This window comes from Streptomyces sp. GbtcB7 (assembly GCF_019091445.1).
Lineage (GTDB): Bacteria > Actinomycetota > Actinomycetes > Streptomycetales > Streptomycetaceae > Streptomyces > Streptomyces mirabilis.
Map to the genome: position 1 here is coordinate 223,508 of NZ_JAGXJM010000011.1, position 25,108 is coordinate 248,615.

The 25,108-nt window shown below is 70.3% G+C and carries 24 protein-coding genes; 6 read left to right on the forward strand and 18 right to left on the reverse strand.

Annotation, left to right across the window (positions count from 1 at the left end; translation table 11 throughout):
• Positions 1–25 precede the first annotated feature (25 nt).
• Positions 26–208, reverse strand: a complete 183-nt coding sequence (locus tag KVT44_RS20070; RefSeq protein ID WP_217567993.1) for a hypothetical protein — start codon at positions 206–208, stop codon at positions 26–28.
• Here KVT44_RS20070 and KVT44_RS20075 point away from each other — a divergent pair.
• The 3 genes from KVT44_RS20075 (at position 207) to KVT44_RS20085 (ending at position 2,820) form a co-directional block, all read left to right on the forward strand.
• Entirely contained in the window at positions 207–1,208 is a 1,002-nt protein-coding gene (locus tag KVT44_RS20075; protein WP_217567994.1) for a carboxymuconolactone decarboxylase family protein, read from the forward strand. The genes KVT44_RS20070 and KVT44_RS20075 overlap by 2 nt on opposite strands.
• On the forward strand, positions 1,205–2,038 hold the full coding sequence (locus KVT44_RS20080; protein ID WP_217567995.1) for a class I SAM-dependent methyltransferase: 834 nt from the start codon (positions 1,205–1,207) through the stop codon (positions 2,036–2,038). The genes KVT44_RS20075 and KVT44_RS20080 overlap by 4 nt, the downstream gene beginning before the upstream one ends.
• A 122-nt stretch (positions 2,039–2,160) precedes the next feature.
• The gene (locus KVT44_RS20085; protein ID WP_099925286.1) at positions 2,161–2,820 is read left to right on the forward strand and encodes a hypothetical protein; all 660 of its coding nucleotides are present in this window, start codon (positions 2,161–2,163) and stop codon (positions 2,818–2,820) included.
• 104 nt (positions 2,821–2,924) lie between these two features.
• Here the strand turns inward: KVT44_RS20085 and KVT44_RS20090 are convergent, their stop codons facing one another.
• The 9 genes from KVT44_RS20090 to KVT44_RS20130 all read right to left on the reverse strand — a co-directional run bounded on the left by KVT44_RS20090 (position 2,925) and on the right by KVT44_RS20130 (position 14,195).
• Positions 2,925–4,451, reverse strand: coding sequence for an NCS1 family nucleobase:cation symporter-1 (locus tag KVT44_RS20090; protein WP_190168007.1), 1,527 nt, complete (start codon positions 4,449–4,451; stop codon positions 2,925–2,927).
• Positions 4,452–4,647: 196 nt separating this feature from the next.
• Complete coding sequence (locus tag KVT44_RS20095; RefSeq protein ID WP_054230369.1) at positions 4,648–5,667, reverse strand: TIGR03842 family LLM class F420-dependent oxidoreductase; 1,020 nt, start codon at positions 5,665–5,667, stop codon at positions 4,648–4,650.
• Between the two features lie 18 nt (positions 5,668–5,685).
• Positions 5,686–7,089, reverse strand: a complete 1,404-nt coding sequence (gene hydA, locus KVT44_RS20100) for a dihydropyrimidinase (protein WP_099919865.1) — start codon at positions 7,087–7,089, stop codon at positions 5,686–5,688.
• A gap of 154 nt (positions 7,090–7,243) precedes the next feature.
• Entirely contained in the window at positions 7,244–8,086 is an 843-nt protein-coding gene (locus KVT44_RS20105; RefSeq protein WP_054230371.1) for a nitrilase-related carbon-nitrogen hydrolase, read from the reverse strand.
• 175 nt (positions 8,087–8,261) lie between these two features.
• Complete coding sequence (locus KVT44_RS20110) at positions 8,262–9,824, reverse strand: PucR family transcriptional regulator (protein ID WP_190168006.1); 1,563 nt, start codon at positions 9,822–9,824, stop codon at positions 8,262–8,264.
• 25 nt (positions 9,825–9,849) lie between these two features.
• A complete protein-coding gene (locus tag KVT44_RS20115) occupies positions 9,850–11,133 on the reverse strand; it encodes an aspartate aminotransferase family protein (protein WP_217567996.1) in 1,284 nt (427 codons plus the stop codon).
• The gene (locus KVT44_RS20120; protein WP_217567997.1) at positions 11,130–11,972 is read right to left on the reverse strand and encodes a nitrilase-related carbon-nitrogen hydrolase; all 843 of its coding nucleotides are present in this window, start codon (positions 11,970–11,972) and stop codon (positions 11,130–11,132) included. Before KVT44_RS20120 ends, KVT44_RS20115 begins: the two co-directional genes overlap by 4 nt.
• 214 nt (positions 11,973–12,186) lie before the next feature.
• The gene (locus KVT44_RS20125; RefSeq protein WP_217567998.1) at positions 12,187–13,866 is read right to left on the reverse strand and encodes a hypothetical protein; all 1,680 of its coding nucleotides are present in this window, start codon (positions 13,864–13,866) and stop codon (positions 12,187–12,189) included.
• Between the two features lie 56 nt (positions 13,867–13,922).
• The gene (locus KVT44_RS20130; RefSeq protein WP_067362435.1) at positions 13,923–14,195 is read right to left on the reverse strand and encodes a helix-turn-helix domain-containing protein; all 273 of its coding nucleotides are present in this window, start codon (positions 14,193–14,195) and stop codon (positions 13,923–13,925) included.
• 32 nt (positions 14,196–14,227) lie between these two features.
• On the opposite strand from KVT44_RS20130, the gene map reads away from it, so the two are divergent.
• Positions 14,228–14,995: a type I methionyl aminopeptidase gene (gene map, locus KVT44_RS20135; RefSeq protein ID WP_099919871.1), complete on the forward strand. Its 768-nt coding sequence runs from the start codon at positions 14,228–14,230 to the stop codon at positions 14,993–14,995.
• Positions 14,996–15,040: 45 nt separating this feature from the next.
• Here the strand turns inward: map and ggt are convergent, their stop codons facing one another.
• Positions 15,041–16,852 (reverse strand): gamma-glutamyltransferase, encoded by a 1,812-nt coding sequence (gene ggt, locus KVT44_RS20140; RefSeq protein ID WP_217567999.1) that lies wholly within the window; start codon positions 16,850–16,852, stop codon positions 15,041–15,043.
• 104 nt (positions 16,853–16,956) lie between these two features.
• On the opposite strand from ggt, the gene KVT44_RS20145 reads away from it, so the two are divergent.
• Complete coding sequence (locus tag KVT44_RS20145) at positions 16,957–17,715, forward strand: hypothetical protein (RefSeq protein WP_217568000.1); 759 nt, start codon at positions 16,957–16,959, stop codon at positions 17,713–17,715.
• Positions 17,716–17,850: 135 nt separating this feature from the next.
• Entirely contained in the window at positions 17,851–19,419 is a 1,569-nt protein-coding gene (locus KVT44_RS20150; protein WP_217568001.1) for a CocE/NonD family hydrolase, read from the forward strand.
• Between the two features lie 51 nt (positions 19,420–19,470).
• On the opposite strand, the gene KVT44_RS20155 is transcribed toward KVT44_RS20150, so the two are convergent.
• From KVT44_RS20155 to KVT44_RS20185, 7 genes are all read right to left on the reverse strand, one after another.
• Positions 19,471–20,361: an amino acid ABC transporter permease gene (locus tag KVT44_RS20155; RefSeq protein WP_099919874.1), complete on the reverse strand. Its 891-nt coding sequence runs from the start codon at positions 20,359–20,361 to the stop codon at positions 19,471–19,473.
• Complete coding sequence (locus tag KVT44_RS20160; RefSeq protein WP_099919875.1) at positions 20,358–21,002, reverse strand: amino acid ABC transporter permease; 645 nt, start codon at positions 21,000–21,002, stop codon at positions 20,358–20,360. Before KVT44_RS20160 ends, KVT44_RS20155 begins: the two co-directional genes overlap by 4 nt.
• Positions 21,003–21,013: 11 nt before the next feature.
• Positions 21,014–21,931, reverse strand: coding sequence for a glutamate ABC transporter substrate-binding protein (locus tag KVT44_RS20165; protein ID WP_217568002.1), 918 nt, complete (start codon positions 21,929–21,931; stop codon positions 21,014–21,016).
• A gap of 16 nt (positions 21,932–21,947) precedes the next feature.
• On the reverse strand, positions 21,948–22,691 hold the full coding sequence (locus tag KVT44_RS20170) for an amino acid ABC transporter ATP-binding protein (RefSeq protein WP_054230383.1): 744 nt from the start codon (positions 22,689–22,691) through the stop codon (positions 21,948–21,950).
• Between the two features lie 140 nt (positions 22,692–22,831).
• The gene (locus KVT44_RS20175) at positions 22,832–23,272 is read right to left on the reverse strand and encodes a DUF6278 family protein (RefSeq protein ID WP_054230384.1); all 441 of its coding nucleotides are present in this window, start codon (positions 23,270–23,272) and stop codon (positions 22,832–22,834) included.
• Between the two features lie 57 nt (positions 23,273–23,329).
• Positions 23,330–24,109 (reverse strand): exodeoxyribonuclease III, encoded by a 780-nt coding sequence (locus KVT44_RS20180; protein ID WP_217568003.1) that lies wholly within the window; start codon positions 24,107–24,109, stop codon positions 23,330–23,332.
• Positions 24,110–24,433: 324 nt separating this feature from the next.
• Positions 24,434–25,069, reverse strand: a complete 636-nt coding sequence (locus tag KVT44_RS20185; protein WP_075029634.1) for an MBL fold metallo-hydrolase — start codon at positions 25,067–25,069, stop codon at positions 24,434–24,436.
• Positions 25,070–25,108 lie beyond the last annotated feature (39 nt).

Below are 25,108 nucleotides of genomic sequence, written 5' to 3' on the forward strand. Positions count from 1 at the left end.
ATAGACGGCCGTTCGGACAGTGGCGTCAGACCTGTGGAGGGGGCTCGGCGTACTCCGGCTGGAGTAGATCACGGCGCGCGCGGGGCGGGTGGAGGTAGCTCGGGATGCCTTCGGGCGGACGACGACCGGGGACGGCTCCCTGAAGGAGGGTGGCGACGGCGGCCGAGCCGGCGGCCCCGCGCTCATTCCCCACCAGGAGGCGTCCCATGTCCAGTCCCTTCCGCTACACCACCCCGTCTCCACCCAGGTCCGCCACCGGCCGTGTCGCGGGCGTCTATGCCCAGCTCGCCGACGACTTCGGCATCGAGCGCGCGGTGACCTTCGTCGTGCTCTCGCCCGCCCCCGGTCTCATGGCCTCCGCCTGGGCGTTGATGCGCGAGTCGCTGATCGCGGGCGAGGGCAGCCGGACGGGGAAGGAACTCGCGGCGCTCGGGGTGTCCGTCGCCAACCGGTGCCCGTTCTGCGTGGACGCGCACACGATGTTGCTGCACGCGACCGGGGACCACCGGCTCGCGGAGACGGTGGCGCGCGGGGACACCCCCGCCGACGAGGAGCACGCGCGTGTGCTGGCATGGGGCGGGGCGACCCGGACCCCGGGGGCGCCCGAGTTGGCACCGTACCCCTTCCCCGTCGCGCACGCCCCCGCTTACATCGGCACCGCCCTGTCCTTCCACTTCATCAACCGCGTGGTGTCGGCGCTGCTCACCGAGAGTCTGCTGCCCGGCAGCGCGCAACGGTTCCGGGCGGTGCGAAGTCTGGCCGGGCGATCCGTCGCCCGGACGGTGCGCCGGCGACCCGCGCCGGGTGCGGGCCTGGAACTCCTCGACGACTCCGGGCCCGGTCCGGACTGGGCGCGCGGGACCACCGTCGGCCCGGCCTACGCCGCGCTGCGGGCCGCCGCCACCGAAGGGGAGGGTCTTCTCGACGAGGCCGACCGAATCCTCGTACGGGAGACGCTCCGGGACTGGGACGGCTCGCACCCGCCGCTCGCGTGGGACGCACTGCCCGACCGTTCGCGGCCCGGGGCGCGGCTCGCGCTGCTGGCCGCGCTGGCCCCGTACCGGATCACGGACGAGGACGTGACGGCCTGGCGTAAACCCATCCATACCGACCACTGTCTGGTGCATCTGGTGGCGTACGGCGCGTTCGCCGCCGTCGACCGGATCGAGAGCGCGCTTCCCGTCCGCACGGCCGAGGAGACCTCATGACGCAGATCGCCGACTCCGCTCAGGCGCGGGCCTGGAACGGCAGCCTCGGCCATCACTGGGCGAGCCACCACGAGCGCTATGACACGCTCGTGTCGGGCCTGAACACCGCGCTCTTCGACGCGGCGGCGATCGCTTCGGGCGACCGCGTCCTGGACGTCGGCTGCGGGGCCGGTGCGACGACCCGGATCGCGGGCCGGCTGGCGGCGCACGGGCACGCCGTCGGGGTCGACATCTCGGCACCCCTGCTCGACCGGGCCCGGGCGACGACCGCCGCGGAGGGAGTCACCAACGTCGCGTACGAGCTCGCCGACGCCCAGATCCACCCCTTCCCGCCCGCCGGATACGACGTCCTGATCAGCCGGGGCGGGGTGATGTTCTTCGCGGACCACGCGGCGGCGTTCCGGAACCTGGCGCGCTCGCTGCGGCCGGGAGGGCGGCTCGCCTTCGTCTGTCCGCAGCCCGCCGGTCCCGAGGCGGAGGAGTCACGCGCCCTGAGCCTTTTCGGAGAACTCCTGGACGAACCGGACGCCGCAACGGTCGCCGTCCAGGCCGCCATGGCCTCCCTGTCCGACCCCGCGCACATCCGCGAGGTTCTGCGCGGGTGGGACGACGTGATGGTGACTCCGGTCGCGACGGAGACGACCTGGGGGCGCGACGCCGCGGACGCCGTCGGCTTCGTCCTCTCCCGCACGCCCGGCCGGACGGTCGACGCCGACACGCGCGCGGCCCTGCGGGACACCTTGCGCCCTTATGAGACGGATCGCGGTGTTCGACTCCGGGCGGCGGTGTGGCTGGTGACGGCGAAGTGGCGGACAGACGATTCCCAGTGAGTCACTGTCACCACACAGGCACGGAGTGAGTTGGCACTTCCGCCCCACAGGGAGTCATGTGAGACTGGCGTTCCGTCCGCAGTGTGGACTCCCTCCGCACCGTCCCCCACGAGAAGTGCGCCGTGCTTCCTCTGCCACTCGCCCTCACCGCGCGCCTGCTGCCGGTCGCGGTCCTCGCCTGCACAGGCTGGGTCATGTCGTCCGGCACGTCGACGACGACTCCGGCCGCCACCGACCACAAGTCGCCCCAGACGACGCAGTCCCCGTCGGGCCCCGCGGCGACGGCGGTCGCGAAGACGTACACCGCGGCCCCCGCGCCCTGCACCGGCGTGACGGAGAAGACGATCAAGGCCCTTGTCCCGGGCGCCAAGACGGCCGGCCAGGAGATTCCGTCGACCGACAAGTCGGTGCGCCGCACCTGTTCCTGGAACGCGCTCAAGGGCTTCGACTACCACTGGCTGGACGTCTCGTACGAGATCAAGGATTCGGACGAAGCGGCGCAGAAGTCCTATACGGGGCGCGTCGCGGACAAGAGCGGCGGCGGGGCGGTTCCCGGCCTCGGCGACTCGGCCTACTCGGTCGTGAACCTCACCACCACGGACAAGCAGCAGACCCGTGAGGGAGTGGTGATCGTCCGCGCGTCCAACGCGCTGGTGGTCGTCACGTACAACGGCAGCAACTTCGAGACGAAGAAGGCGCCCAGCACGGACGAGATCAACAAGGGGGCCATCAAGGCCGCCAAGGACGTGGTGGCGACGCTGGAGAACGGCCAGAAGGGCTGACCGTTCTCCAACCGCCGCACTGATCCGACAGCTGTTCTCCATCAGCCGTTCTCCGACGGCTGTTCTCCCTCAGCCGTTCTCCGACAGCTGTCCTCCCTCACGCGTCAGACGGCGGTCTTCTCCTTGCCCCGCAGCAGCATCAGCGCCAGGTACAGCACCATCGACGTACCGAGTCCGACCGCCCAGCCGTAGTCGGCCAGGGACTTCAGCGCCGGGATGGGCCGTCCGTCGATGAGCGGATGGAAGTCGGCACCGCCGACGGCCAGGACGCCTCCGGTGAGGAAGGCGACGACGGCCCGCCAGTTCCAGCCGCCGTCGTACCAGTAGCGGCCGCCCGTGCGGTACAGGTCGGCGAGGTCGAGCTTGGTGCGGCGCAGGATCCAGTAGTCGGCGATGAGGATGCCGGCGACGGTGCCGAGCAGACCGCCGACGAGGCCGAGCCAGGTGAAGATGTAGCCCTGTGGGTCGGAGTACAGCTTCCAGGGGAAGATCAGCACGCCGAGGACACAGGTGGCGAGTGCGCCGGTACGGAAGGTGATCTTCCGCGGTGCGAGGTTGGAGAAGTCGAAGGCCGGCGAGACCAGGTTGGCCGCGATGTTCACGGACAGGGTCGCGACCAGCACGGTGACCAGCGCGTAGAGGAGGCCGAAGACGTTGTCCGTCTTGGCGGCCAGCTGGACCGGGTCCCAGATGGCCTCGCCGTACACGGCCTGCGAGCCCGAGGTGACCATGACGGACAGGAAGGCGAAGAGCGTCATCGTGGTCGGCAGACCGAGCGCCTGGCCCCAGGTCTGCGCCTTCTGGCTCTTGCCGTACCGGGTGAAGTCGGGGATGTTCAGCGACAGCGTGGACCAGAAGCCGATCATGCCCATGAGCGAGGGCCAGAAGAGCTTCCAGAAGTCGCCGCCCCAGCCTAGCTTGGAGGGCTGGTCGAGCAGCGGGCCGAAGCCGCCCGCCTTGCTGCTCATCCACCACAGCATCACGCCGGCGCCCAGGAGCACGAAAGGCGCCGCCCAGTTCTCGAAGCGGCGGATCGTCTCCATGCCCCGGTAGATGATGGCGACCTGGAGCACCCAGAAGATCGCGAACGACAGCCACATGGTCCACGCGTAGCCGCCGACGTGCGAGGCGTTCTTCCAGCCGTCGCCGAAGAGCTTCCCGGCGAGGAAGTAGATCGCCTCGCCGCCGATCCAGGTCTGGATGCCGAACCAGCCGCAGGCCACCAACGCCCGTACGACGGCCGGCAGGTTGGCGCCGCGGACACCGAAGGAGGCGCGGGCGAAGACGGGGAAGGGTATGCCGTACTTGGGTCCTGCGTGCCCGGTGAGCAGCATCGGGACCAGCACGATCAGGTTGGCCAGCGCGATGGTGAACACGGCCTGCTTCCAGTCCATGCCGACGGCTATCAGGCCGGAAGCAAGGGTCCAGGAAGCGGTGTTGTGGGCCATGCCGACCCAGAGCGCCGAGAAGTTGTACGTGGTCCACGTGCGCTTCTCGACCGGGACCGGCAGCAGGTCCTCGTTGGCGTAGGGGCCGCTGGGTGCGGGCGCGCCGGGCGCGATCTCCACCCGGCCGTCGGTGAGCGTGACTTGAGCGACGGGCGGGCCCTCGCTGGGGACGGTCTCGGTCATGGGCAGGCCAATCAAGTGAGGAGTGACGGGAGAGGCCGTGCGGGTGACGCCGTGGGGGGTTGTGCGGGTGCGGTGGTGCGGTGATCCCCTTCCCCGGACGGGGGGGGAAGGGGACGTATGGGGAGGGGGAGCGGCGGCCGGAGTGCGGCCGGTGGTGCGGTGGGCGGCCGGAGGCCGGCCGCCCGGAGCGGAGTTGTCAGCCGTTGACGGCCGGGATGACCTTCGACCCGTACGCGTCGATCACGGCCTCCTGCGCGTCGTGCATGTCGTACACCGCGAACTGGTCCACGCCCAGCGCGCGCAGCGCCTTCAGCTTCTCGATGTGCTGCTCGGCCGTGCCGATCAGACAGAACCGGTCGACGATCTCGTCCGGCACGAACTTGGTGTCGGGGTTGTCGCTGCGCCCGTGGTGGGAGTAGTCGTAGCCCTCGCGGGCCTTGATGTAGTCGGTGAGTTCCTCGGGTACGGCGGCGGAGTGCTCGCCGTACTTGGAGACCAGGTCGGCCACGTGGTTGCCGACCATGCCGCCGAACCAGCGGCACTGCTCACGCGCGTGGGCGAGGGCCTCCGGCGAGTCGTCCTCGGTGATGTACGCGGGCGCGGCCACGCAGATCTTGACCTCGGAGGGGTCACGCCCCGCCTCGACGGCCGCGTCCTTCACGGCCTTGACCATGTACTCGGTGAGATAGAGGTCGGCGAGCTGGAGGATGAACCCGTCGGCCTCCTCGCCGGTCATCTTCAGGGCCTTGGGACCGTACGCGGCCATCCAGACCGGGAGTTCGGCGCCCGGCTTGACCCAGGGGAACTTGACGACGGTGCCGCCGAGGTCGGCCTCCTCGCCGCGGCCGAGGGCGCGGATGACCTTCATCGCGCCGCTGATGCGGGCGAGTGTGTTGGGCTTGCGTCCGGCGACGCGCATCGCCGAGTCGCCGCGTCCGATGCCGCACACCGTGCGGTTGCCGTACATGTCGTTGAGCGTCGCGAAGGTGGAGGCGGTGACCTCCCAGGTGCGGGTGCCCGGGTTGGTGACCATCGGGCCGACCGTCAACTTCTCGGTGTTCGCGAGGATCTGACTGTAGATCACAAAGGGTTCCTGCCACAGCACGGCCGAGTCGAAGGTCCAGCCGTACGTGAAGCCGTTGCCCTCGGCGCGCTTCATCAGGTCGATGACGCGGGAGGCCGGGGGGTCGGTCTGCAGGACGAGTCCGAAGTCCATGGCGCCACTCCTAGTCGCTCAGAGAAGGTACTGACAGGTGGAGCGGGGGGTGTAGACGCCGTGACCCGCGCGTCCGGTGAACTCCCGCTCGGTGATGACCGGTTCGCCGCGCGAGAGCACGGTCTCGACCTGCCCGGTGACGCGCTTGCCCTCGTACGCCGAGTAGTCGACGTTCATGTGGTGGGTCTCGACCGACATGACCTGCTCGGCGCGCGGGTCGTAGATGACGATGTCGGCGTCGGCGCCCGGCGCGATGGTGCCCTTCTTCGGGTACAGGCCGAACATCCGGGCCGGGGTGGCGCAGGCGATCTCGATCCAGCGGCGGCGCGAGATGTGCCCGTCGACGACGGCCTGGTGGAGCAGGTCCATGCGGTTCTCGACGCCCGGGAGGCCGTTGGGGATCTTCGAGAAGTCGCCCCGGCCGAGCTCCTTCTGGCCCACGAAGCAGAAGGGGCAGTGGTCCGTCGACACGACCTGGAGGTCGTTGGTACGCAGGCCCCGCCACAGGGCGGCCTGGTGCTCCTTGGGCCGAAGGGGCGTGCTGCACACGTACTTCGAGCCCTCGAAGTCCGGTTCCGCGAGGTTGTCGGTCGACAGGAACAGGTACTGCGGGCAGGTCTCGCCGAAGACGTTCAGGCCCTCGTCGCGCGCCCGCGCCAGCTCGGCGACCGCCTCCTGCGCCGAGACGTGCACGACGTACAGCGGAGCGCCCGCGACCTGGGCGAGCTTGATGGCGCGGTGGGTGGCCTCGGCCTCCAGGAGCGCCTTGCGGACCTCGCCGTGGAAGCGCGGGTCGGTCTCGCCGCGCGCCAGCGCCTGTTCCACGAGGACGTCGATCGCGATGCCGTTCTCCGCGTGCATCATGATCAGGCCGCCGTTCTCGGCGGAGCGCTGCATGGCGCGCAGGATCTGGCCGTCGTCGCTGTAGAAGACGCCGGGGTAGGCCATGAACTGCTTGAAGGAGGTGACGCCCTCCTGAACCAGCAGGTCCATCTCCTTGAGCGTCTCCTGGTTGACGTCGGAGACGATCATGTGGAAGGCGTAGTCGATGGCGCAGTTGCCGTCGGCCTTGGCGTTCCAGGCGTCGAGGCCCTCGCGCAGTGAGCGGCCTACGCTCTGCACCGCGAAGTCGACGATGGTGGTGGTGCCGCCCCAGGCCGCGGCCCGGGTGCCCGTCTCGAAGGTGTCCGAGGCGAAGGTGCCGCCGAAGGGCAGCTCCATGTGGGTGTGGGCGTCGACGCCGCCCGGGATGACGTACTTGCCGGTGGCGTCGATGGTCTTCTCGGCCGTCCACGACTCGGCCGCCGGGGTGCCGGTCGTGGCGAGGGCGACGACCCGGCCGTCCTCGATCAGGACGTCGGCGTGGATCTCGTCGGACGCGGTGATGACGAGGCCATTACGGATGACGGTACGGCTGCTCATGCTCCCTCTCTCCTGCCGTGCGCTGAATGCGGTGCGCTGAAAACTGCGGGTCACTCGTGGCTGGTCGCGCCCACGCGGCGAAGCCGCGCAATGCCACAGCCCCGCGCCCCGTCGGGGGCGCGGGAAGCCCGGCGGACTCCAGAGCCCCGCCGGGCTACGGCGCGGTCAGCGGCTCGTACGCGTCGGGGCGGCGGTCCCGGTAGAACTGCCAGCGGTCGCGCACCTCGCGCAGCTTGGCCATGTCGAGGTCGCGGACGACGAGTTCGGTCTCCTTGTCGCTGGCCACCTCCCCGACGAACTGGGCCTCCGGGTCGACGAAGTACGACGTTCCGTAGAAGTCGTTGTCGCCCAGTTCCTCCACGCCCACGCGGTTGATGGCGCCCACGAAGTACTCGTTGGCGACGGCCGCCGCCGGCTGCTCCAGCTGCCAGATGTAGGAGGACAGTCCGCGCGAGGTGGCCGACGGGTTGAACACGATCTCGGCGCCCGCGAGGCCCAGCGCACGCCAGCCCTCCGGGAAGTGCCGGTCGTAGCAGATGTAGACGCCGATCCTGCCGACGGCGGTGTCGAAGACCGGCCAGCCGGCGTTGCCGGGACGGAAGTAGAACTTCTCCCAGAAGCCCTCGACCTGCGGGATGTGGTGCTTGCGGTACTTGCCGAGGTACGAGCCGTCCGCGTCGATCACGGCGGCCGTGTTGTACAGGACGCCGGGCTGCTCCTCCTCGTACATCGGCAGTACGAGCACGATGCCCAGTTCCTTGGCCAGCGCCTGGAAGCGCCGGACGATCGGGCCTTCGGGGATCTGCTCGGCGTACTCGTAGAACGCCTTGTCCTGGACCTGGCAGAAGTAGGGCCCGTAGAAGAGCTCCTGGAAGCACAGCACCTGTGCGCCCTGTGCGGCGGCGTCGCGGGCCGCCTGCTCGTGGACCTGGATCATCGACTCCTTGTCGCCGGTCCAGGCAGTCTGGAAGACGGCGGCGCGGATCACTCTGCTCATCGGGACCTCCGGTCGCTCGGTGTGCTGGGGCAGACGGCACTTCTGGCGCCCGCCCCAGGAGCCTAGGAAGCCCTGAGGGATGGTTTGAGTTGCACCGTGTCACGTCTGAGGCGCTGTGCCGTTCCACGGTGTCACCCCCGCGTTGTCCCATGTTTCACCTGAGCCGTCCGGTGTTTCACCGTTGTTGCGCGTCGTGTGCGAGCAGTGCGATGTGTACGGAGGCGGCCTGCTCGAAGTCGTCGAGGTCGACGCCGAGCCGGGCCTCGATGGCCTCCAGCCGGCGGTAGAGCGCGGGCCTGCTGACGTGGTGGAGCTGCGCGGTGCGGGACTTGTTGCGGCCGGTCGCGAGGTAGGTCCGCAGCACGGGCAGCAGCTCCGACTCGGCATCGGCTCCGCACAGCAGCCCGTCCAACTCCCGTTCGGCGAAGGACTGGACGTTCGGGTCGTCGCGCAACAGCCGTATCAGGCCCCGCAGATGGACGTCACGCAGCCGGACGAGCACCGGCTGGTCCTGGTCGGCGGGTGCGTCGGCGGCGGCCTCGGCGACGTGCAGGGCCTCGCGCAGGCCGCCGGGGACGTCGTCCCAGGCGGTACGGGGCGAGGCCGCCGCCACGGTCGTACGGGCGCCGGTCTCATGGCGCAGCCGCAGCGCGAAGTGGGCGGCCAGCGCCTCCGCGTCCTGGTCGCGGGCGAGGCTGAGCAGCACGGCGGTGGCCCCGTCGGCGAGCTCGGCGACCAGTCCGGGGAGCCCCAACAGACGCAGCACTCGATCGAGTTGACCCGGGTCGCCGTCCCGTACCACCAGCGGCACGAAGGCCCGCCGGTTGACGGGCAGCCCGGCCGCCCTGGCCCGCGGGAGCAGCTGCCGCGCCGGTACGACCCCGCTCACCAGGTCGGTCAGCAGGCTCTGCGCGGACTCCTCCTCCCAGGTGTGCACGGAGCCACCCAGCATCCGGTGCAGGACCAGGGCCTCGGCGGCACGGTCCGCGAGCAGCCGCCCGGTGGCGGCGTCGCCCCGGTAGCCGCACAGCACGATGCGCCCCCATCTCTCGCCGCGCCCGCCCAGCTCGGCGCGGATCCAGCCGTCGCCCTCCCTGCCGCCCGCCTGCCGGGCGATGCGCTCCCAGTCGCGCAGCACGTCGTCCACCGCGGACCGCTCCCCCGCCGTGGCGAGGACGCGGTGGGCGAGGTTGGTGACGACGACCGGGCACGCGGCGTGCACGGCGATCTCGTCGAGCATCCGTTGCAGGGGCGCGCCCGTGGTGATGAGCCCGGTGAGCGCGGTCCGTACGGCCTCCGAGAGGCTCACCGCGGCGAACTTGCTGCGCACGAGCCGGGACTGGACCTCCTCCGTCAGTTCGGCGAACGGGAAGGGCCGGTGGAGGACCACCATGGGCAGCCCGCAGCGCTCGGCGGCCCGGCGCATCACGTCCGGCGGGGTCGGGAAGGCCCGGCCGAGCCCGAGGACGACGGCCGCGGCCTCCGCGCGGTGCAGCGAACGGATGTACTCGGCCTGCGCGTCCGGGTCGCCGGCGAGCAGGACCCCGGTGGTGAGCACCATTTCCCCGCCACTGAGCATCACGCCCACGTCGGCGGCCTCGGCGACGTGCACCCAGCGCACGGACCGGTCGAGGTGGCCCGCGCCGGCCACCACCTCGGGCTCTCCGGCGAGCACCCGGTCCAGGGCGAGGACCTGGCGTACCGAAAGGGCGGGTTCCAAGGCGGTGGCGGTGGTCATGGCACGTTCCCTTGCTCAGAACTTCTTACTGGATACACCTCAGCGCGTGCTCGAGAATCGCCGCGCCCTCCTCCGCCTCCGCGACGGTGAGGGAGAGCGGCGGTGCGATGCGCAGCACGCTGGTGTTGTGACCGCCGCCCTTGCCGATCAACAGGCCGTCCTGGCGGGCCGCTTCGAGCACGGCCGCGGCACCTTCGGGGTACGCCTCGTCGGTGCCGGGCCTGACCAGCTCGACTCCGATCATCAACCCGCGCCCGCGCACCTCCCGTACGTAGTCGAGCGGCACGGAGATCGCCCGCAGCCGCTCGCCGAGCAGACCGCCGACGCGCCGGGCGTTGCCCTGGAGGTCGTGTTCGAGGAGGTACGTGAGGTTCGCCAGGCCCGCGGCCATCGTGATCGGCGAGCCGCCGAAGGTCGAGATGGAGTTGGAGTCGAGGCAGTTCATGATCTCGGCGCGCGCGACGACGCCGCCGATGGACATGCCGTTGCCGATGCCCTTGGCGAAGGTGAGCATGTCCGGCGGGCCCGCGTCGGCGTGCGCCTGCCAGCCCCAGAAGTGCTCGCCGGTGCGGCCCCAGCCGGTCTGCACCTCGTCGGCGATCCAGAGGATGCCGTGCTGGTCCAGGACCTCGCGGAAGGCCGCGTACAGGCCGTCGGGCGGCGCGGTGAAGCCGCCGACGCCCTGGATGGGTTCGGCGATGAGGGCGGCGGGTGGGCGGACGTGACCGAGCAGGTCCTTCAGGTCGTCGACGCAGGCCGCGATGAACTCGGCGTCGCGGAGATCGGCGTACGGGCCGCGGGTGCGGACGCCGCCGTGGACGTACAGCGTCTGGAGGGGCGAGAGGGAGGTCGGTGACCAGCCCTTGTTGCCGGTGATGCCGACCGCGCTGAAGGAGCGGCCGTGGTAGCTGTTGCGCATCGCCAGGATCTGGTTGCTCTGCCGGTAGGCGGTGGCGAGCAGCAGCGCGGTGTCGTTGGCCTCGGTGCCGGAGGTGGTGAAGAAGACGCGGGCGTCGGGGATGCCGGACAGCTGGGCGATCCGCTCGGCGAGGTCGACCATCGGCCGGTTGAGGTAGAGCGTGGAGGTGTGGATGATCCGTCCGGCCTGCTCGCTGACGGCCTTCGTCACCTCAGGCAGGGCGTGCGCGGTCATCGTCGTCAGGATGCCGCCGAAGAAGTCGAGGTACTTGTTGCCCTGGGCGTCCCAGACGTGGCGGCCCTCGCCGTGGGTGATCTCGATCGGGTCCTCGTAGTAGAGGGCCAGCCAGTCGGGCAGGACGGCCTTGTGGCGCGCGTACAGGTCGCTCACGGCTGCACCAGCCCCTCGTAGGCGTCGGGCCGCCGGTCGCGGTAGAACGCCCACTGCTGCCGGACCTCCTCGATCAGGTCGAAGTCGAGGTCGCGGACGACCAGCTCCTCGGCCTTGTCACTGGCCGTCTCCCCCACGAACTGTCCGCGCGGGTCGACGAAGTACGAGGTCCCGTAGAAGTCGTTGTCGCCGTACTCCTCCTGCCCGACCCGGTTGATCGCGGCGATGAAGTACTCGTTGGCGACCGCTGCGGCGGGCTGCTCCAGCTGCCAGAGGTAGGCGGAGAGGCCGCGGGAGGTGGCGGAGGGGTTGTAGACGAGCTGGGCGCCGTTCAGGCCGAGCTGCCGCCAGCCCTCGGGGAAGTGCCGGTCGTAGCAGATGTACACGCCGATCCTGCCCACCGCGGTGTCGAAGACCGGCCAGCCCAGGTTGCCCGGTTTGAAGTAGTACTTCTCCCAGAAGCCCTTCACCTGCGGGATGTGGTGCTTGCGGTACTTGCCGAGGTAGGTGCCGTCGGCGTCGATCACGGCCGCGGTGTTGAAGTAGAAACCGGACTGCTCGACCTCGAACACGGGCACGACGATGACCATGCCGGTCTCGCGCGCGAGCTCCCGCATACGAGTGACGGTGGGCCCGTCGGGCACCGGCTCCGCCCAGCCGTAGTGCTCGGGCTCCTGGACCTGGCAGAAGTAGGGGGCGTTGAAGACTTCCTGGAATCCGATCACCTTCGCGCCCTGCCGGGCCGCCTCGCGGGCGTGCTCCTCGTGCTTGGCGACCATGGATGCGGTGTCGCCGGTCCAGGTGGCCTGGACCAGAGCGGCGCGTACGACGTTGGCCATGAGCTGCTCCTTCGACGAGACGTCAGAGAGCCTCTACGCCCGTAGACAAAGGCGGTGGGGGCTCGAAAGTAAGCCCAGCGGACAGCCTTGCCAAGACCATCGCCGTTAACCCGCTGAGTCGATCACGTTTCGCACCCCTGTGGGTGAGCGGTCGATCCGGTGGGCGACGGCCCGACGGACCCTCGGCGGGCTCAGGAATGCCTTCCCTGATGGCTCAGGCGGCGAAACCGGCCACCCTCAGCGCGTGCACCAGGTCCCAGTGGCGCTCCTCCGAGACACCCTTGGCGGCCGCCAGCAGCAGTGGCACGAGGCGTCCCGGGTCCGCCTCCGCGCTGCGGGCCGCCTCCTCCGGCGTGCGGACGCGGACATACGCGTCGAGCAGCGCCCGGATCTCACGCTGCCGCCCCTCGTCGGCCAGGCTCAGCACGGCGGTCCCGATCTCGGGAGCGGGGCGGGCGACGCCCTGGCGCAGCATCTGCCGGCCGTCGGCGCTGCGGCCCGCCGCGACGAGCGCGTCCGCGGCGCCGACCAGCCGGTCCGCGGGGAGCGAGGCGGCCTCCCACAGCAGGGTGGCCCAGTCCGCGTCGAGGCCCGCCCGGTGCAGTTCGGCGGCGAGCAGCGGGAAGCGGGCGGCGGGCCAGTGGGCGGCCTCCACGAGCACGGCGTGCGCCTCGCCGCTGCGGCCCTCGCGGCGTAGCCGGGTCAGGGTCTGGACGGTCTCGGCGGTGGCCCGCCGCGCGTCCTCGTCCAACGCCTCGGTGCGCGGCTGCGCGGGCGCCTCGGCGGCACCCGCGAAACGGGCTCCACGGGGGCTACGGCCGCTCGGCGCGGCCGGAGCGGACACGGGCGGCGCCGCCGTCTCCGGGACGCTCACGGGGGCCGCCTCGGCCTCCATCATCCCGGCGAAGCGGGCACTGCCGCGGGGGCGCCGCTTGGAGCGCTGCTTGGGGACGGGGGCGGCGCTCGGAGCGGGGGCGGCGCCCAGGCTGGGGGTGATGCCGGCACTGGTACTGGGAGTAGTACCGGTACCGGCGCTGGTACCGGCCTGGTCGTACGGGCCGATACGGGCGGCCGCCGAATCGCTTCGGGCGGAACGGGCGGCCGCCGGGTCGTACGGCCCGGAACCGGGGTTCGCCGGGTCGCTCGGCACCATGGGAGCGGGGGCGGGGAGGGGGCCGGGCCCGGAGTGGTCGGTCACCGCCGGGTCCGCGAAGCGCGGGCGCGGGCCGGACCGCTCCGGGGTCGTCGGGTGGTGCGGGGCCGCCGTCCCCGGCGCGCCGGGCCGGGTCTCGAGCGCGCGCTGGTCGGCCGGCTCCGCGACCCGGACGACGCCCCCGCCCGCGCCCCCCGAAAAGTCGAACGCGCCCGATACGTGGGTACGCAGGGCGCGGCGGTCCAGGTTCTCCATCCGGTGGCGGAGTTCGACGCATCGGGCGGCGGCCCGTTCGTGGTCGTCGTGGGCCCAGGCGAGGTCGAGCCGGACGGTGTCGGCCTCCTCCTGGGTGGTGGCCGCGTGCAGCTGTCGGCCCAGTTCGGCCTGACGTTCCGCGGCGTAGCGCTGTTCGCGGAGCATGACGTCGAGACGATCGCCGAGGGCGTCCCGGCCGCCGGGCCGGCCGTCGTAGGCGGTGAGCGAGGCGCTGTGCAGGGATCGGGCGCGTTGGGCCTCCTGGGCCGCGACCTGGGGGCCCTGCTCCGCGGCGAGGTCTTGGAGGAGCGCCTCCACGACGTCCCACGGGGGCACTTCCCAGCCGTCCAGGCAGGCCCGCATGCCGTCGGGGTCGCGCTGCCAGAACACCGCGCACCAGCCGCCGTCCTGATCGAGCCGTTTCATCAGCCCGCTCAGGTAACTCGCGAACTCCCGTACTTGATCTGGGAGTTGTTCTACAGCCATCACACAACTCCCCGCCCGACTGGAGTACTCCGGTCCGGTAGAAAACACCCTTCGTGTTACGGAACGGCTACAGGGAGTTTTCGGACTGGACGCAGAGTCCTGTGATCGATGTCATCCATGGACAGCCCGAGCGCCCGCGCCAGCGCCGCCACGGTGAAGAAGGCGGGGGTGGGGGCCCGTCCGGTCTCGATCTTGCGCAGGGTCTCGGCCGAGATCCCGGCGGTCGCCGCGACCTCCACCATGCTGCGGCCACCGCGGGCCTCGCGCAGCAACTGCCCGAGACGCTCGCCGCGTTCGCGCTCTTCGGGGGTCAGGGGGTTACGCACCATGCACCCATTCTAATACCGGTATAGTAATTGGCATGGTGGAACTCAAGACGGACACGTCGATCGACGAGATGTACGAAGCGGGGCAGGTCGTGGGCCGGGCGCTCACGGCGGTGCGCAAGGTGGCGGACGTGGGCGTCTCGTTGCTGGAGCTGGACGAGGTCGCCCACCAGGTGCTGCGCGACGCGGGCGCAGGCTCCCCCTTCCTCGGCTACCGGCCCTCGTTCGCGCCCACCCCCTTCCCCGCGGTCATCTGCGCCTCGGTGAACGACGCGATCGTGCACGGCATCCCGACCGGTTACCGGTTGCGGGACGGCGATCTGGTCTCCATCGACTTCGGGGCCGAACTGGGCGGCTGGGTCGGCGACTCGGCGATCAGCTTCATCGTGGGCGAGCCGCGCGTGGCCGACGTGCGGCTCGTGGAGACCGCCGAGCGGGCCCTCGCGGCGGGCATCGAGGCGGCGGTCGTCGGCAACCGGATCGGGGACATCGCGCACGCCGTCGGCACGGTGTGCCGCGCGGCGGGATACGGCATCCCGGACGGCTTCGGAGGCCACGGCGTGGGCCGCCGCATGCACGAGGACCCGTCCGTCCCGAACGAGGGCCGCCCGGGCCGCGGCCTCCCCCTCCGCCACGGCATGGTGCTCGCGATCGAGCCCATGCTCCTCGGCGGCGGCACCGACGGCTTCCACGCGGCCCCCGACGGCTGGACGCTGCGTACCGACGACGGCTCCCGCGCGGCCCACACGGAACACACGGTGGCCATCACCCGGACGGGCCCACGCATCCTCACGGCACGCTGATCCCCACGGGCGCACCGACGTCGCCGAGCGCGAGGGCGCCGCTCGCTATGACGCCGGTCGCACCACCATCGCTGAGCCGCCACCGCGCCGTACCTTCTCGGCGGCCGCCAGCCACCGCCCGTCGGGGAGGCGTTGGACGCCCGTCGCGGCGCCGATCTCGGGGTTCAGCTTGAAGGAGTGGCCGAGGGCTTCGAGCTGGGTCCGCAGGGCGCTGTCGTACAGGCCGGGTTCGAGTTCGGTCTGGGCCGCGTTGCGCTGGCTGGCGCGCGGGGCGGCGATGGCGTCCACCAGCGGCAGCCCCCGGTCCAGGAACTCCGTCAGGGTCTGCAGGACGGTGGTGATGATGGTCGCGCCGCCGGGCGAACCGAGCGCCACCACGGGCTGGTTGTGCCGGTCCAGGACGATCGTCGGGGAGATCGACGAGCGCGGGCGCTTACCGGGGCCGGGCAGGTTCGGGTCGTGGACGGCCGGGTTGGCCGGGGTGAAGGAGAAGTCCGTCAGCTCGTTGTTGAGGAGGAATCCGCGCCCCGGGACGGTGATCCCGCTGCCGCCGGTCTGCTCGATGGTGAGGGTGTAGGAGACGACGTTGCCCCACTTGTCGGCCACCGTGAGATGGGTGGTGTTCTCGCCCTCGTACGTCGTCGGGGCGGCCGTGCCGCCGGTGGAGCAGGCCGCCGGACGGCGCGGGTCGCCCGGTGCGAGCGGGCTCGTCAGGACCGCGTCGTCCTTGATCAGGCAGGCACGCGAATCGGCGTACTTCTGCGAGAGGAGTTCCTTCGTGGGGACGTCCTCGAAGGCGGGGTCGCCCACCCAGCGCCCCCGGTCCGCGAACGCGATCCGGCTGGCCTCGATGTAGTGGTGCAGGTACTGGACCTCGCTCGCCTTCGAAAGGTCCGTCTTCTCCAGGATGTTGAGGGCCTCGCCGACCGTGGTGCCGCCGGAGGAGGACGGGGCGATCGAGTAGACCTTCCGGCCGCGGTACGACGTCTCCGTCGGCGCCTGTCGCTTCGCCCGGTAGGCCGCCAGGTCCTTCGACGACAGCTTGCCCGGGCGGGCGTTGTAGCCCGAAGCCGGGTCCACCGGGGGCTTGTTCACGGTGGCGACGATGTCCTCGCCGAGGTCGCCGTGGTAGATCGCGCCGACGCCCTTCTTGCCCAACTCCTCATAGGTCTTGGCGAGATCGGGGTTGGTGAAGGTCGATCCGACCACGGGGAGCGAGCCGCCGGGCAGGAAGAGCTTCGCGGTGTCGGGGAAGTTCTTGAAGCGCGCCTGGTTGGACTCGGTCTGCGAGCGGAAGGTCGCGTCGACCGTGAACCCGTCGCGCGCGATCCGCTCCGCGGGCTTCAGCACGCTCCCGAGCCGCTGGCTGCCCCAGCTGTCCAACGCCGTCTGCCAGGTCGCCGGCGTGCCCGGCGTGCCCACGCTCAGCCCGCTGGTGACGGCGTCCGCGAAGGCGAGCGGCCGGCCGTTCTCCAGGAAGAGCCCCGAGTCGGCGGTCAGCGGCGCGGTCTCACGGCCGTCGATCGTATGCACCGTACGGGACTTGGCGTCGTAGTAGACGAAGTAGCCGCCCCCGCCGACGCCGGAGGAGTACGGCTCGGTGACGCCGAGGGCCGCCGCGGTGGCGACCGCCGCGTCCACCGCGTTGCCGCCCTTCTTCAGGACCTCGATCCCGGCGGCGGAGGCGTCGGCGTCGACGCTGGCCACGGCACCGCCGTAGCCGACGGCGACCGGCACCTTCGCCGGGGTGGCACGGGAGGAAGCCGTCCCGGCGCTGGGTGGCGCCGCCGCGCCGACCGACACCACCGCGGCCGAAACCGCCAAGACCGCCAGATTCCGCGCAACAGGGCGACGCATCCGTACCTCCAGTCAACAGCCGTCCGCGCAGCGTAACTTCAGCGCACCCCTCCCGTCAGGACCCCCTCGAACACCGGTCCGCACTCCCGATACCATGCGCGCCCATGAATGACGACGTGCGCAACATCGTTCTCGGCGTGGTCGCCGCCGCCATCAGCGCCGCGCTGGGCTGGCTCGCCCGCACCTACCTCTGGAAGCGCCGCCTCCGGCGCAAGCAGGCGTTCTTCGGGCTGCCCGACAACTCCGAGTCGCTCCTGGTGGTGAACCGCGAGGCGGGCGGCCCGGAGCTCACGGTGATGCGCTTCGACGTGTTCGCGCTGCTCGAACTCGCCGCGCTGATCAAGGACTGCGGCGCGCACGCCCAGGTCGTCGCGCACGACGCCGCGCAGCAGGGGTTCGGTGAGCGGACCGAGTTCTGCGTGGGCGGGCCGTCGTCGAATCGCCGCATGGCCGCGCATCTTCACAGCCTGCTCCCGGGCATCGAGGTGAACACCGACGCCGAACCGGGCCCCGACCGCGGCGCCTTCCAGATCGGCAGCGAGCGCTACCTCCTGGAGCCGGGGAAGGGCGAGTACGTGATCCTCGCCCGGCTGATCGCGGGGCAGGAGCGCGGGACGCGGCCCGTCTTCCTCTTCTGCGGGCAGCGCGCGATCACCAACCAGGCGGCGACGCGCTATCTCGCCCGCAATCACGAACGGCTGGCACGCAAGCACGGCGGCAACTCCTTCGTACTGCTGCTGAAGGTGGTGAACTCGCACGCGTACGGGCCCGATGTCGTCGAGCTCGTCGCGGATGTGACCCGGGCCGCCCAGACCCCGCTGCCCACACCGGCGCCGGCTCGCAACTCCCACCGCGCCTCGTAGATTTCACCTCGGCTCGTAGATTTCACGGCCCTCGAACAATCTTTACCCGTGCGTAACTTACCGACGGGTTACTTCCGGTAAGGCAGCGAGGTTACCGTCGGGTCACATTCTACTGACACGAGTGAGGAGTGGCCCGTGGGACACCATCGTCATGCCCTGCGCACGTCCGCCGTCGGTGCCGTATCCGCAGCCCTGATCGCCGGTACCGCCCTCGGGCTCGCCCCCACCGCCCAGGCGGCCGCAGCCGCCGTCCGCTTCGTCGACATCGCCGGAGACGGCGGCACGGTCCTCAAGGCCAATGTCGTCACCCCCGCGGGCGCCGACGGCAGCCGCAGGTACCCGCTCCTCGTCATGCCGACGAGCTGGGGCCTGCCCCAGGTCGAGTACCTCGCGCAGGCCCAGAGGCTCGCCGACTCCGGCTATGTGGTGCTCACGTACAACGTGCGCGGCTTCTGGCAGTCCGGCGGCGAGATAGAAGTGGCGGGACCGCCCGACGTGGCCGACGCCTCCAAGGTGATCGACTGGGCGCTGGCGAACACCCCGGCCGACGCCCAGAAGGTCGGCATGGCGGGCGTCTCCTACGGCGCCGGGATCAGTCTGCTCGCCGCCGCGCACGACAAGAGGATCAAGGCGGTCTCCGCCATGAGCGGCTGGGCCGACCTCATCGACTCGATCTACTCGGGCCGCACCCAGCACTCCCAGGCCACCGCCCTGCTCGGCGTCGCGGGGACCATCACCGGGCGCCCGAGCGCCGAACTCCAGCAGACCCTCAAGGACTTCTTCGCCTCGAACCTGTCGAAGGAGCAGGAGATGATCGCCTGGGGGAAGAAACGTTCCCCCGAGACCTATGTCGACCAGCTCAACAAGAACGGCGCGGCCGTCTTCATGGCCAACGGCTGGGGCGACACGATCTTCGCACCCAACCAGTACGCGAGGTTCTACGAGGAGTTGACCGGCCCCAAGCGCCTGGAGTTCCGCCCCGGCGACCACGCCACCGCCGAGGTGACCGGCCTGTTCGGGCTCCCCAACGACGTGTGGACGGACACCGGCCGCTGGTTCGACCACTACCTCAGGGGCGTCGACAACGGCATCGACCGTGAGCAGCCCGTCCAGCTCAAGCCCCGCACCACCGGCGCCTACGAGGGCTACCCCGACTGGAAGTCGGTCGGCGCGACCAGGAAGAAGATCGCCCTCGCGGGCACCACCACGATCCACACCAACGTCGACTCGGGCGCGGACGGCGGGATCATCTTCCTCTCCAGCATCCTCGACCAGATCGCCCAGGTGCCCCCGATGGCGTCGATCCCGCTGCTGCCGCGCCGCTGGGCGGCCGTCTGGCAGTCGGAGAGGTACGCGAGCGTCCAGCGAGTGCGCGGAACCACCACACTGCACACCACGCTCACTCCGACCGACGAGAGCGGCACCCTCGTCGCCTACCTCTACGACGTGGGCCCGCTCGGCCTCGGCAAGCTGGTCAGCAACGCGCCGTACACCTTCCACGGGCAGACTCCCGGAAAGCCATTCGGCGTCGACCTGGAGCTGTACTCCACGGCCTACGACGTCCCGGCAGGGCATCGGCTCGCCCTGGTCGTCGACACGGTCGACCCGCTCTACATCGAGCACAACCCGTCCGGCGCGCAGCTGACCTTCTCCTCACCGGCGAACGACCCGTCCTACGTGTCCGTTCCCCTGCGCGAGCAGTGATCTCCGGCTGCTGACGCCGGCCGGGTCTGGCCCTGTGAGCTGCTGCTCCCCCTACAGTCGCGGGGCTGTGGGGGGACCCCCACCCGGCAGCAGCGTCCCTGGTTCGGCCGGTGCCACGTGCACGGCCTCGGTCTTGGGACTGCGCTGCTCCCGCCGGGACACCCACTGGGCGAACCAGGAGAGCAGCATGCACATCCCGATGTAGATCGGCGAGATCACCATCACCACGGGGATGAACGGCAAATCGTAGTCGAGGTTCGAGGCGATCAGTTTCCCGGCGTGGAGAAACTCCTCGTAGGTGATGAGATAGCCGAGCGAGGTGTCCTTCAGGGCCACCACGAGTTGGCTGATGATGGCGGGCAGCATGGCCCGCACGGCCTGCGGGACGAGGACGTACGTCATGACCTGGGTCTTGCGCATGCCGAGCGCGAACGCGGCCTCCCGCTGGCCGCGTTCGACCGAGTTGACGCCGGAGCGGAAGACCTCGGCGAGCACCGAGCCGTTGTAGAGGGTCAGCCCCGCGACCAGCGCGGGCAGCGGCTGCACCTTCAGCGCCACGAAGATGAAGAAGATCATCACCAGTACGGGCATGGCGCGGAAGAACTCGACGACCAGCGCGGAGACCCAGCGCACCGGACGGTGGTCGGACAGGCGTCCCGTCGCGAGCACGGTGCCCAGCGCCAGCGAGAGCACCGCGGCCATCGCGAAGGCCTTCAGCGTGTTGCCCAGTCCCCGCAGCAGCAGTTCCTGGATGCCCTTGTACTCGAACGGCATCCACTTCGTGTAGGTGAACTGGTCGGTGTCGAAGAGGAGATAGAGGATCCAGCCGACCAGGGCGAGGATCAGGGCGGTGGACACGGCCGCGTAGAGCCGGTGCCGTTGACGGGTCCTGGGTCCGGGAACGTCGTACAGGGCGGTGGATTCGGGGGCGGTGGCGGTCATCGGGCGACTCCCCAGCGCTGTTCGAGGTAGTTGAAGATCGCGCTGATGGTGAGGGTGATGATCAGATAGCCGACGGCGATCCAGACGAAGGTCCAGATGATGTTGTAGCCGAGCTCGCTCAGCGTCTTGTAGGTCCCGAGCAGTTCGTTGACGCTGAACGCCCCGGCGATCGCCGAGTTCTTGGCGAGGGCGATGAGCGTGGAGCCGATGGGCGGGATCACGGACCGGAACGCCTGCGGCAGGACGACCACGGACAGCGTCTGGCTGAAGGTCATGCCGAGGCTGCGGGCCGCCTCGCCCTGTCCTTTGGGCACGGTGTTGATGCCCGAGCGCAGCGCCTCGCAGATGAACGCGGAGGTGTAGCAGCCGAGCGCCAGGATCGCGAACACCTTGAAGGGCAGTACAAGTCCGAACCGGGGCAGCCCGAGCAGCACGGCGAAGAACAGCAGGGTGAGCGGGGTGTTGCGCAGCACGGTCACCCACACCGTGCCGAAGGCCCGCAGGGAGCCGACCGGCGCGACCCGGAACGACGCCATCAGGAAGCCGAGCACGAGGGCCAGCACGCTCGCGTAGACGGTGAGTTCGACCGTGCCGAGGAATCCCTGGGCGAAGGTGTGGAAGTTGTCGATCAGTACGTTCACATCGGCCTCGCTCAGCTCGCCGGGTAGCGGTCGATGGCGGGCGGGGTGGGCGCCGGCACTCCGGAGAGCCCGAGCGTCGCCTCGTACGCCCTCTTCCAGTCGCCGTTCTTCTCACGGGCCTCCAAAGCGTCGTCGAGCGCGAACCGCAGCGCGTTGTCGTCGCGCGGCACGCCGATGCCGTACGGCTCCTTCGAGAACGGCTTGCCGACGACCTTGAGTTCGTCGGGCACCTTCGCCGCGTAGCCGATCAGGATCGCGTCGTCGGTGGTGACGGCGTCGACCTGGTAGGTGAGCAGGTTGTCGACGCAGACCGAGTAGGTGTCGTAGGCGACGAGCGTCGCCCTCGGGTAGTCGGTCCGGATGCGCTGGTACGGCGTCGAACCGGCCGCCGAGCAGACGCGTTTGCCGGCGAGATCCTGGGGGCCGTGGATGTCCTTCTCGTTCTTGCGTACGAGCAGCGACTGACCGGCCATGTAGTAGGGGCCCGCGAAGCCGACGAGTTTCTTGCGGTTGTCGTTGATGGTGTAGGTGCCGACGTAGAAGTCGATCTGACCGTTCTGCAGGGCGGTTTCGCGGTTGGCCGAGGCGATCGTCTTGAAACGGATGGTGCTCGGGTCGAAGCCGAGCGAGGCCGACATCATCCTGGCGATCTCGATGTCGAAGCCGGAGTAGGTGCCGCTCGCCGGGTCCTTCTCGCCCAGGTACGGCTGGTCCTCCTTGACGCCGATGCTGAGGTAGCCGCGTTTTCTGGCCCTCTCCCAGGTGGGCGAGGAGGGGAGCTCGAAGCCCTCCGCCACCTGATAGTGGGGCAGTTTGCCGGCGGCCGGTCCCTTGGTGGGCGGACTGCCCTCCTTGCCGCAGGCGGCCGTCAGCAGCGCGACGCACAGGAGGGCGGCGACGGCGAGGCGCGTACGTGTCGTACGGATCATGGTCGTACTCCCCCGCCTAGTGCTTGAGGATCTTGGAGAGGAAGTCCTTGGCGCGGTCGCTGCGCGGGTTGGTGAAGAACTCCTCGGGGGTGCGGTCCTCGACGACGCGGCCGTCGGCCATGAACACGACGCGGTTGGCGGCGGAGCGCGCGAAGCCCATCTCGTGGGTGACGACGACCATGGTCATGCCGTCGCGCGCGAGCTGCCGCATGACTTCGAGGACCTCGTTGATCATCTCGGGATCGAGTGCCGAGGTCGGCTCGTCGAACAGCAGGGCCTTGGGGTCCATGGCGAGGGCGCGGGCGATGGCCACGCGCTGCTGCTGGCCGCCGGAGAGCTGCGCCGGGTACTTCGGGGCCTGGGAGGCGAGGCCCACGCGGTCCAGGAGCTCGAGGGAGCGCCGGTCGGCCTCCTCCTTCTTGCGGCCACGGACCTTGATCTGGGCCAGTGAGACGTTCTGCAGGATCGTCTTGTGGGCGAAGAGGTTGAAGGACTGGAAGACCATCCCGACCTCGGCGCGGAGCCTGGCGAGCGCCTTGCCCTCGTCCGGCAGCGGCCGGCCTTCGAGCCTGATGGCGCCGGACTCGATGGTCTCCAGCCGGTTGATCGCCCTGCACAGGGTTGACTTGCCCGACCCCGAGGGGCCGATGACCACGACCACCTCCCCCTTGCCGACGGTGAGGTTGATGTCCTGGAGGACATGCAACTCGCCGAAGTGCTTGTTCACGCCCTGCAGTTCGATCAGAGGATCGACAGCCATGCCCGGCCCTACCCACTCTCAGCTGTGTCGCAGAAGCCGCAAACTATCCGGGCAGGGGGACCCCCCATACGCGACACGCACTTTTCGGGCATTAGCCGTATTTATGAAATTTCTGGTTTACGCCGTCACGGTGTGACGGGCTACCCCTCCGCCACCTCGGCGTACAGCTGTGAGAGTTCGGGGGCGCCGCTGGACGCCCAGGTGTGGCCGGAGGCGACGACATCGATCTCCCGGCCGGAGGCCAGCCGCACCGCCGGGTGGCCGTTGGGCCAGACCTCCCAGCGGGCGCCGGGCACCGTGCGCACGATGACCGAGCCGAGATAGAGCCCCGCGTCGTTGCCGAGCCATGGCAGGCTCTCCTCGTCGTCGCGCCAGCGCGGCAGCAGCTGGTCCAGCGCTTCCAACGAGGCGACGGAGTCGTCGAGTTCGACGCCCGCCTGATGGGCCTGCGAGCGCAGCAGCTCGCACTCGGAGAGGAGTTCGGCGACGCCCTCGGAGTCGTGATCACCGTCGGAGAACACCGCGACGCCGAAGGCGGGACCGTGCTTCTTGCGCCAGGTGCCCAGGAAAGGGATGTTCATACGCCCAGCGTGACATTCACACTCCGGGTCGCACCACAGGCGCGCCCCGGGGGGGACTCACACGTCGAGGTCCACCACGACCGGCGCGTGGTCCGACGCGCCCTTGCCCTTGCGCTCCTCGCGGTCCACATAGGAGTCGGTGACCGCCTTGGCGAACGGCTCGTTGCCGTAGACCAGGTCGATGCGCATGCCGCGGTTCTTGGGGAAACCGAGCTGACGGTAGTCCCAGTAGGTGAACGGGTGGTCGTACTTCAGGGGCCGCGGGACCACGTCCGACAGGCCCGACTCGCGCAGCGCGGCGAGGGCGGCCCGCTCGGCCGGGGTGACGTGGGTGGCCCCCTCGAAGAGGGAGATGTCCCAGACGTCGTCGTCCGTCGGCGCCACGTTGTAGTCGCCCAGCACGGCGAAGGGACGGCTGCCCGCCGCGTCGCCCGCGACCGCGGCCTTGAGGGCCTCGAACCACTGGATCTTGTAGGCGTAGTGGGGGTGGTCCACCTCGCGTCCGTTCGGCACGTACACCGACCAGACGCGGACCGGGCCGCAGGTCGCGGAGACGGCCCGGGGCTCCTCCACGCCCTCGTAGCCGGGGTCGCCGGGCAGCCCCTTGACCACGTCCTCCAGGCCGACACGGGAAAGCACCGCCACGCCGTTCCACCGCCCGGTCGCGTGGACCGCCGCCTCGTAGCCCAGCTCGCGCAGCTCGCCGACGGGGAACTGCTCGGCGGCGACCTTGGCCTCCTGGAGGCACAGCACGTCCGTGCCGCTGCTCTCCAGCCAGGCCAGCAGCCTCGGGAGGCGAGCGGTGATCGAGTTCACGTTCCAGGTCGCGATGCGCATGCCTCACAACCTACCGGGCGGGTACGACAACGGGTCGCCGTGCCCGCCCGGCGCCCCGCCCTCGGGTGCTGGGGCCTGTCCGGCGGATCAGGTCGGAGGGAAGTGACGGTGCCTTGTAAGCACGAGTGAGCGGGGCTCGGTGCGTGCAGTTGCAAGGCGGAGGAGGGAGTCGACGCGGAGCGATGGGGGCTCCTCCCTGCTCGAGCGAAGTCGAGAGCTCGAGGGAGAGTGACGACAACGCCGCTGGGGGCACCCCCTGCTCGAAGAGCTTGGGGGGAGAGCGTGCCAAGCCCCGAGCCTCCGGCATGATCCGCCGGACAGGCCCTAGACCTCCGCCGACGCCCCCGGCGCGAGCCGCAGGTGCTCGGAGCCGCCCAGGGAGCCGATCTGGTGGTCGTAGATCGGGCGCGCGAGGTCCGTCAGGAGCGCGTCGTGGATGTCGTACGCGCGCTGCGGCTTCACCTCTCGGACGTAGTCGATGACCTCGGCGATCTTGTTCCAGGGGGCCATGACCGGGAGCATCAGCGTCTCGACCGGCTGCTCGGGCACGGTGAGGGCGTCGCCCGGGTGGAAGACACGGCCACCGTCGATGAGATAGCCGACGTTCGTGATGCGCGGGATGTCCGGGTGGATCACGGCGTGCAGTTCACCGTGCACCTGGACGTCGAAGCCCGCGGCGGTGAACGTGTCGCCGTGACCGACGGTGTGCACACGGCCCGGGAAGGCCGCGGAGATCTTCTCCGCGACCGACTTCAGGGTCCAGATCTCGGCCGCCGGGTTGGACTCCAGACCGGCCCGCAGCCGGTCCTCGTTGAAGTGGTCGAGGTGCTCGTGCGTGACCAGGATCGCTTCCGCGCCGACGGCCGCGTCCTCCTCGGTGAAGGTCCCCGGGTCGATGACGAGCACACGCCCGTCCTTCTCGAGACGGATGCAGGCATGCGACTTCTTCGTGAGCTTCATGGGTCCATCCTCCCCCTCCCGGTGCCACGGAGGGCTGCC

Coding starts and splice junctions, on each gene's coding strand:
- KVT44_RS20075 (WP_217567994.1), top strand. CDS start 207: ATGTCCAGTCCCTTCCGCTACACCACCCCGTCTCCACCCAGGTCCGCC.
- KVT44_RS20080 (WP_217567995.1), top strand. CDS start 1,205: ATGACGCAGATCGCCGACTCCGCTCAGGCGCGGGCCTGGAACGGCAGC.
- KVT44_RS20130 (WP_067362435.1), bottom strand. CDS start 14,195: ATGGTGCGTAACCCCCTGACCCCCGAAGAGCGCGAACGCGGCGAGCGT.
- KVT44_RS20155 (WP_099919874.1), bottom strand. CDS start 20,361: ATGACCGCCACCGCCCCCGAATCCACCGCCCTGTACGACGTTCCCGGA.
- KVT44_RS20070 (WP_217567993.1), bottom strand. CDS start 208: ATGGGACGCCTCCTGGTGGGGAATGAGCGCGGGGCCGCCGGCTCGGCC.
- KVT44_RS20125 (WP_217567998.1), bottom strand. CDS start 13,866: ATGGCTGTAGAACAACTCCCAGATCAAGTACGGGAGTTCGCGAGTTAC.
- KVT44_RS20110 (WP_190168006.1), bottom strand. CDS start 9,824: ATGACCACCGCCACCGCCTTGGAACCCGCCCTTTCGGTACGCCAGGTC.
- KVT44_RS20120 (WP_217567997.1), bottom strand. CDS start 11,972: ATGGCCAACGTCGTACGCGCCGCTCTGGTCCAGGCCACCTGGACCGGC.
- KVT44_RS20180 (WP_217568003.1), bottom strand. CDS start 24,109: ATGCGCATCGCGACCTGGAACGTGAACTCGATCACCGCTCGCCTCCCG.
- KVT44_RS20165 (WP_217568002.1), bottom strand. CDS start 21,931: ATGATCCGTACGACACGTACGCGCCTCGCCGTCGCCGCCCTCCTGTGC.
- KVT44_RS20090 (WP_190168007.1), bottom strand. CDS start 4,451: ATGACCGAGACCGTCCCCAGCGAGGGCCCGCCCGTCGCTCAAGTCACG.
- KVT44_RS20185 (WP_075029634.1), bottom strand. CDS start 25,069: ATGAAGCTCACGAAGAAGTCGCATGCCTGCATCCGTCTCGAGAAGGAC.
- KVT44_RS20175 (WP_054230384.1), bottom strand. CDS start 23,272: ATGAACATCCCTTTCCTGGGCACCTGGCGCAAGAAGCACGGTCCCGCC.
- KVT44_RS20105 (WP_054230371.1), bottom strand. CDS start 8,086: ATGAGCAGAGTGATCCGCGCCGCCGTCTTCCAGACTGCCTGGACCGGC.
- KVT44_RS20095 (WP_054230369.1), bottom strand. CDS start 5,667: ATGGACTTCGGACTCGTCCTGCAGACCGACCCCCCGGCCTCCCGCGTC.
- hydA (WP_099919865.1), bottom strand. CDS start 7,089: ATGAGCAGCCGTACCGTCATCCGTAATGGCCTCGTCATCACCGCGTCC.
- map (WP_099919871.1), top strand. CDS start 14,228: ATGGTGGAACTCAAGACGGACACGTCGATCGACGAGATGTACGAAGCG.
- ggt (WP_217567999.1), bottom strand. CDS start 16,852: ATGCGTCGCCCTGTTGCGCGGAATCTGGCGGTCTTGGCGGTTTCGGCC.
- KVT44_RS20145 (WP_217568000.1), top strand. CDS start 16,957: ATGAATGACGACGTGCGCAACATCGTTCTCGGCGTGGTCGCCGCCGCC.
- KVT44_RS20170 (WP_054230383.1), bottom strand. CDS start 22,691: ATGGCTGTCGATCCTCTGATCGAACTGCAGGGCGTGAACAAGCACTTC.